The sequence below is a fragment of the Streptomyces sp. BE303 genome, assembly GCF_036290945.1.
Classification (GTDB): Bacteria; Actinomycetota; Actinomycetes; order Streptomycetales; family Streptomycetaceae; genus Kitasatospora.
Genome location: NZ_JAQYWZ010000228.1, coordinates 1 through 256 on the forward strand (window position 1 = coordinate 1; position 256 = coordinate 256).

The window sequence follows — 256 nt, forward strand, 5'->3', positions numbered from 1 at the left end:
CTCGCCCGTCACCGTCGAGACGGCGGGAAGCACCGGGTCGTGGAAGGCCAGACCGCTCACCACGGCCCGGAACTCCGCCAGCATCGGCTCCATCAGCCGGGAGTGGAACGCGTGACTCGTCCGCAGCCGCGACGTCTTCCAACCCCGCTCCGAGGCAAGATCCGCGATCCGCACGATCTCTTCCTCGGCACCCGACACGACCACCGCGGCCGGCCCGTTGACCGCCGCCAGGTCGATGTCCGGGAACGCCCCGCAC

The 256-nt window shown here is 71.1% G+C and carries 1 protein-coding gene; it reads right to left on the minus strand.

Annotation, left to right across the window (positions count from 1 at the left end; translation table 11 throughout):
• The coding region (locus tag PUR56_RS01450; protein ID WP_329947512.1) for a hypothetical protein at positions 1-256 on the minus strand (256 nt) is incomplete at both ends.